The following is a 6270-nucleotide window of genomic DNA, read 5'->3' as shown; positions in this document are numbered from 1 at the left end:
CTATCTTTCACTCTTTTTCACGCACTTTCACGTACTTTCACGGGTATTTTGCGCCAAAAATGAGCCAAAAAAGAGCCACTTATTGCACGTTGAATCCTGCGTTAACTCCTGGGTGAATCTGTTTTTGGGCATAAGAAAACCCCGCCACTATCGATTGAGTGAACGGGGCAGTGCCATGGCGGGGACTCGCACCCCGCGAATGTGGCTACTCCATGGCTTTTGAGTCCGATGATTTCAACAGGCGAGCATACGCTCTGAAAACTTCTTCATCGCCATCGGAGTACTCGGAAATCCCGCTCAACAAAGCTTGCCGCTGCTCTTCTGTGATGGAGACTCGAAACTCAGCGATGTCTTCTGCAAGATAGGTGCTGCGACTGCGTAGCGGCGCAGTGTCGCGGTTACTTCTGATTTGCCGCCGCGGTCGCCGATGCGGGCGCGGTTGATAAACGGCACGAATTGTACCGCGCCGAAGTTGTGCTGCAGACACTCGCTCAACTGCCCGGTCACGCATTAAAACTGCCGAGACGGTTTCCGCTTCACCAGCAGCCGTTCAGTGTGCAGCAAATGCATTCTGGTGAAGCGGAAGCCGTTCTTTTGCAGCAGGCATCCAACTGGACTCTGGCCAATTGGCGTCATCAACAAACGAAGCCCGCTGCTACAGGTTATCCACCGCGTACTGAGCTTCCTCCGGAGTAAACTGCTCGCCGTATTCCGACGTCAGCTGCTCGTAAACCGCATCCGGGGACATCGCCATCGAATCCTGGTAGATTCTCGCCTTTTCCAGTGCGTTCTTATTCCAGTCCGCATCGAGATTGTCCATTGCATACTGGGCTGCCTCCGGTGAGAACTTCTCGCCGTACTCCGAGGTCAGCTGATCATAAATACCGGCCTTCGACATGTGCATGCGATTCGCGTAAATCTCTGCCTTGCGGAGAGCATTCTTGTATTCGGTCGGGACCTTCTCATCCTGCTTTTGCTGCTCCCCCGTCTGACCTTGCTGCTCATCTACACCTGCCTCGGAAGACTCAGCGAAATCGGCATTCTCAACAGTCCCAGAATCAGCCGCAACGGCAGTCTCCGAACCAAAGAGAGATGCAGCTTCAGAATCGGAACCCGACTCAGTGTCACCGCCACCAGTCAAGCTGGCCGCCACAGCGAGGACCACGACAGCGCCCGCGGCAATACCACCCCATTTGAAGCAGCCACCCTTCTTCTTTTCTTTCGGAGCCGGAGGCATCTGCCCCGCTGCCGACGGACCCTGCGGGTAGGGCTGCTGGCCGAGCGGATCCTGCGGGCTGTGCTGGTAGGACTGCTGCCCCAGCGAATCCTGCGGATTCTGGGAGCCGTACGGATTCTGGGAGCCATACGGGTTCTGTGGACTCTGCGGGTTCTGGGGGAAAGTGGAATCGGACATCGTAAGAAGCCTCCTGCGTAGAAGTTGCAATAAACGAACAGCTCTCTGTCGTCAGTTGGAACTATCCCAGGAACTCCGGATTCAACTTTCCGCACTACACAAATATTTTCGATTCGCGAACCATAAGGCACCACTGAAGGTAAGAAAAAACCAGGCCTCTACCCCATAGAACAGGGCTTGGAACTGGTTAATCTCTTTAAAAACTAACCTTCAACCCCGGCCAGCGCTTACTCAATATCGGCAAATAATATCGCCAACATTTTCCAAACCAATAGAAGGCCAAAAGCGGCCAAAGCATGGAGCCCCTCCAACGACAGCCGCCCATATGGAACCCGACAGCACATAGACACCCCACCGAAGGCACTTCCTAACAAAGATGCTTCCGAGCAAGCTCGATGCACACCTTCATCACAAACGACGCAGCTGAGTAGCCCTTAACACAAACGATGCCATGGCAGGACTCGTCGAACTCGGCAAAAGCCGGGGTTCCGGCATCACGCCCGCGGCCGCCAGCCCCACGACACTTCCCAAATCCCCGCTCCCCCAACCGCAAAGATTTTATTTTCCACCCCACTGTCCATATAATGAGATACCAATCCCGTATAGCAAGACTGGTTTAGTTTTTACGCACACCACTACGTATCACCTGCCAAGCTTTGCTCCCGGCTTTACGCACTGCCCACCAGCAGCTCACGCCGCGGTCGAGTTTTCTCAAAGTACAAAGTACTCAGTACTCAACACGTTTTGGACTGTCATCATGCCTGCTGCGAATTCCCCCTCTAGCTCCTCCGCCCACACTGCGAACGCGAACTCCGCTAAGACGCCACTTCACGCAGTACCGGAGGACACCGCCCCCACAGATCCGTCGACCATCACCGATGCGGAAATCTTTGAGGCACACCGAGGCGGCAAGCTCCGCTCCCACTCCACCATGAAGCTCGAGACAATTCGCGACCTCTCCATCGGCTACACCCCAGGTGTCGCTCGCGTCTGTGAGGCCATCCACGAAGATCCGGCTCTGGCCCGCACCTACACCTGGACCGGCCAGAACGTCGCAGTGGTTTCCGACGGCACCGCCGTGCTTGGCCTTGGCGACATCGGGCCCAAGGCCGCGCTACCGGTGATGGAAGGAAAAGCCCAGCTCTTCGAGCAGTTCGCCGGCATCTCCGCTGTGCCAATCGTCCTGGATACCCTCAATACAGAGGAAATCATCCAGACGGTCAAGGCGCTGGCGCCGTCGTTTGGCGGAGTGAACCTCGAAGACATCTCCGCGCCTCGCTGCTTCGAGATCGAGCAGCGTCTCGACCAAGAGCTCGACATCCCCATCTTCCACGACGACCAGCACGGCACCGCCATCGTCATCGCCGCCGGCCTGATCAACGCCTGCAAGCTGACAGGTCGCAGCTTCCAGGATCTCCGCGTGGTCATCTCCGGCGCTGGTGCCGCTGGTGTCGCTGCGACGAAGATGCTGCTGTCCGCTGGCGTGTCCGACATCGTCGTCGTCGATTCGCGCGGCATCATCCACCCGGACCGCGAGCCACTGAGCGACATCAAGCAGTGGGTCGCCGGCATGACTAACCCACGCGGTATCACCGGCTCGATCAACGATGCGCTTGTCGACGCTAACGTGTTCATCGGCGTCTCTGCCGGCCGTATCGGCGAGGATGCGATTAGCCAAATGGCCGCTGACCCGATTCTGTTCTCGCTGGCCAACCCGATTCCGGAGATTCCGATGGAAGTCGCCCGCAAGTACGGAGCCGTCGTGGCCACTGGCCGCTCGGATCATCCGAACCAGATTAATAATGTGCTGGCCTTCCCGGGTCTGTTCCGTGGCGCACTGGAGGCGGGTGCCAAACGGATCACCGAGGCCATGAAGCTGGCTGCTACTCAGGCCATTGCAAATGTTGGCGTAGAAGACCTGAGTGCCGACCGCATTATCCCGTCGGCGCTGGATTCGCGCGTCATGCCGGCCGTGGCGAAGGCTGTCCGCGATGCTGCGCTGAGCGACCCGGCCTCCGGCGCGGTCGGCCCGCTCGACGTCACTGGCAATGGCTTTGCTGCAGCTGAAGCGAACTAGAAAACCGGCGCTGACTATTCCCCGGGAAGTCTGAAAAGTGTGCGGTTTTCCTGCACCAGCCTAAGACGCAGCTGAATAGGGGTACCGAATTTAAGGTATTCCTGTGCCTAGGTAACATATTCAGATATGAAAAGACCCATCGCATTGGCGGCTGCCACGCTGACTGCGACCTTGTTCTTAGGGCTTACAGGCTGCGTCACCAATGACGAAAGCGGTAACCCCGAGGGCTGGTCAGAGATCAAACCGGCAGCGGTCCCCGAACTGGCGAAACAGGTCCCAGCAGATCTTCGTAAGCGCGAAGTATTGCGCATCGGCACCAACCCAACATTCGCCCCGGCAGAGTTTAAGGATTCCGCCGGTTCCATCATCGGATTCGACATTGACCTCATGCGGGCCATGGCCAGCGTCCTGGATCTGCGGCTGGAAATCCAAGAACAGGATTTCGCACTGATTCTGCCGGCCCTGTCGGCCGGCGCAGTTGATGTTGGTGCCTCCGGCTTCACCTCAAACGAGGAGCGCCGCAAGACCTACGACTTCGTCGACTACCTGGATACCGGCCTGCAGTGGGCACGTCGCCCGGGCAGCGACGCCAGCTCCGACAACTACTGTGGCAAAACTGTCGCTGTTCAGCGCAATACCGTCGCTGACATGGAGGACCTGCCGGTAAAGAATCAGGATTGTCTGGATCGCGGTTTGCCACCAATTAACAAATTGGCCTACCAGGATGCTGGTACCGCAGCTACCACCGTGGTGCTGGGGCGTGCTGACGCGCTGGCAGCTGACTCACCAGTCAGTGCCTACGCGGTCAATCGTTCTGAGGGCAAACTCGAACTTGCCGGAGATATCTACGATGGTGCCCCGTTCGGCTTCGCTATTCCGAAGGATTCAGAACTCGGCCCAGTACTCCAGCAGGCGCTGCAGTACCTCATCGACAACGGCCAGTACAAGCAAATCCTGACCACATGGGGTTTGGAAGACGGTGCTTTGGAACGCGCCACTATTAACGGAGAGGAACTTTAAGTGAGCGACTCATCTGCGTCTGGCGCCCGCTACGAGGCCACACAGGCGGAACTCAACGAAGAAATTAAGGCCAAACCGCTGCCGCACCCGGGTCGCTGGATCACCGCAGCAGTGCTGCTTGTGCTCTTCCTGTGGTTCATCATCGGTGCCGCCCGCAACGAGGCCTACCACTGGGATGTTTACTTCCAGTACCTGTTCGACACACGAATCGCCGCTGCCGCTGGCTGGACCATTGCACTAACGGTCCTGGCCATGCTCATCGGTATCGTCGGCGGTGCCATCGTCGCCGTACTCCGAATGTCGGACAACCCCGTGCTGTCCACTGTTGCTTGGTTCTACCTGTGGGTTTTCCGAGGAACTCCGGTCTACGTGCAGCTGGTCTTTTGGGGCCTCCTCGGCACTATCTACTCGACGATTGACCTGGGCGTTGCCGAGGTTGATCTCAGCACTGTCCTGTCCAATACCTTTGTGTTAGCGTTCGTCGGTCTCGGCTTGAATGAGTCCGCATACATGGCTGAAATTGTCCGTGCCGGCATCCAGGCTGTCCCGGAGGGCCAGACCGAAGCATCGAAGGCACTGGGTATGAGCTGGTGGCAGACTGTCCGCCGCACCATCTTGCCACAGGCTATGCGCATCATCATCCCGCCGACGGGCAACGAGTTCATCTCCCTGCTGAAGACCACTTCGCTGGTCATCGCAGTGCCGTTCTCGCTGGAACTCTACGGCCGCTCCACGGACATCGCCAATGCGCTGTTCCTGCCGGTGCCGATGCTGCTTGTCGCCGCCACCTGGTACTTGGTCATCACATCAATTCTGATGGTCGGACAGTTCTACCTTGAGCGCTACTTCGCCCGCGGCGCTACCCGTCAGCTCACCGCCCGCCAGCTGGCCGCGCTTGCCGACGCCGAAGGTGTGCCGCTTGCAAATGCTCGCGTTGTCGATAAGGACGAAGAGCACTTCTACCGAGAGGATCCGCAGTAAATGACTACCAAAGATTTGATGGTTGAGGCGCAAAAGGTTCGGAAGAACTTCGGCCGTCTCGAGGTCCTCAAGGGCATCGACCTGGAAGTTCCACGCGGTACGGTTACCTGCCTCATTGGGCCTTCGGGCTCCGGTAAGTCCACACTGCTGCGCTGCATCAACCACCTGGAGAAGGTCAATGCCGGCCGTCTCTACGTCGACGGTTCCCTGATTGGCTACCGCGAAAAGAACGGCAGCCTCTACGAAATTTCCGCCGCAGAAGCTGCCCGTCAGCGTCGCGATATCGGCATGGTGTTCCAGAACTTCAACCTGTTCCCGCACCGCACGGTGCTGGGAAATATCACCGAGGCACCAGTGCTGGTAAAGGGCGTCTCTCAGGAGCAGGCTGAAAAGCGTGCCATGGAGCTGCTGGAGACTGTTGGTCTGGCTCACAAGGCCGATGCCTACCCTGTTCAGCTCTCGGGCGGTCAGCAGCAGCGTGTTGCCATTGCTCGAGCCCTGGCCATGGAGCCGAAGCTAATGCTCTTCGATGAGCCGACTTCCGCTCTTGACCCCGAGCTCGTCGGTGAGGTTCTCAACGTCATGCGTGGTCTGGCCGATAAGGGCATGACCATGGTCGTCGTGACGCACGAGATGGGCTTTGCCCGCGAAGTCGCCGACCAGGTCGTGTTTATGGCTGACGGGGTGGTCGTGGAGAAAGGCACCCCGGATGAGGTGCTGGGTAATCCGCAGCACGAGCGCACCCGCAACTTCCTGTCTTCGCTGTTGAAGTAACAGC

The 6270-nt window shown here is 58.0% G+C and carries 6 protein-coding genes; 4 read left to right on the top strand and 2 right to left on the bottom strand.

The window, feature by feature from the left end; genetic code table 11:
* Positions 1–297 precede the first annotated feature (297 nt).
* Together HMPREF3130_RS06735 and HMPREF3130_RS06730 are read right to left on the bottom strand one after the other, a co-directional pair.
* A complete protein-coding gene (locus HMPREF3130_RS06735) occupies positions 298–507 on the bottom strand; it encodes a hypothetical protein (RefSeq protein WP_049190013.1) in 210 nt (69 codons plus the stop codon).
* Positions 508–655: 148 nt separating this feature from the next.
* A complete protein-coding gene (locus HMPREF3130_RS06730; RefSeq protein WP_080969583.1) occupies positions 656–1414 on the bottom strand; it encodes an Ltp family lipoprotein in 759 nt (252 codons plus the stop codon).
* A gap of 757 nt (positions 1415–2171) precedes the next feature.
* Between HMPREF3130_RS06730 and HMPREF3130_RS06725 the strand changes: the two genes are divergently transcribed.
* The 4 genes from HMPREF3130_RS06725 to ehuA all read left to right on the top strand — a co-directional run bounded on the left by HMPREF3130_RS06725 (position 2172) and on the right by ehuA (position 6266).
* Positions 2172–3491: an NAD(P)-dependent malic enzyme gene (locus HMPREF3130_RS06725; protein WP_016422929.1), complete on the top strand. Its 1320-nt coding sequence runs from the start codon at positions 2172–2174 to the stop codon at positions 3489–3491.
* A 126-nt stretch (positions 3492–3617) separates the two neighbouring features.
* The gene (locus HMPREF3130_RS06720) at positions 3618–4511 is read left to right on the top strand and encodes an ABC transporter substrate-binding protein (protein WP_016422930.1); all 894 of its coding nucleotides are present in this window, start codon (positions 3618–3620) and stop codon (positions 4509–4511) included.
* Positions 4512–5492: an amino acid ABC transporter permease gene (locus HMPREF3130_RS06715; protein WP_016422931.1), complete on the top strand. Its 981-nt coding sequence runs from the start codon at positions 4512–4514 to the stop codon at positions 5490–5492.
* A complete protein-coding gene (gene ehuA, locus HMPREF3130_RS06710; RefSeq protein ID WP_016422932.1) occupies positions 5493–6266 on the top strand; it encodes an ectoine/hydroxyectoine ABC transporter ATP-binding protein EhuA in 774 nt (257 codons plus the stop codon).
* Positions 6267–6270 lie beyond the last annotated feature (4 nt).

Source organism: Corynebacterium sp. HMSC14B06 (genome assembly GCF_001807075.1).
Taxonomy (GTDB): Bacteria; Actinomycetota; Actinomycetes; order Mycobacteriales; family Mycobacteriaceae; genus Corynebacterium; species Corynebacterium jeikeium_D.
Note: the sequence above shows the minus strand (reverse complement) of the source record. Positions and strands in the feature narration are given on the sequence as shown.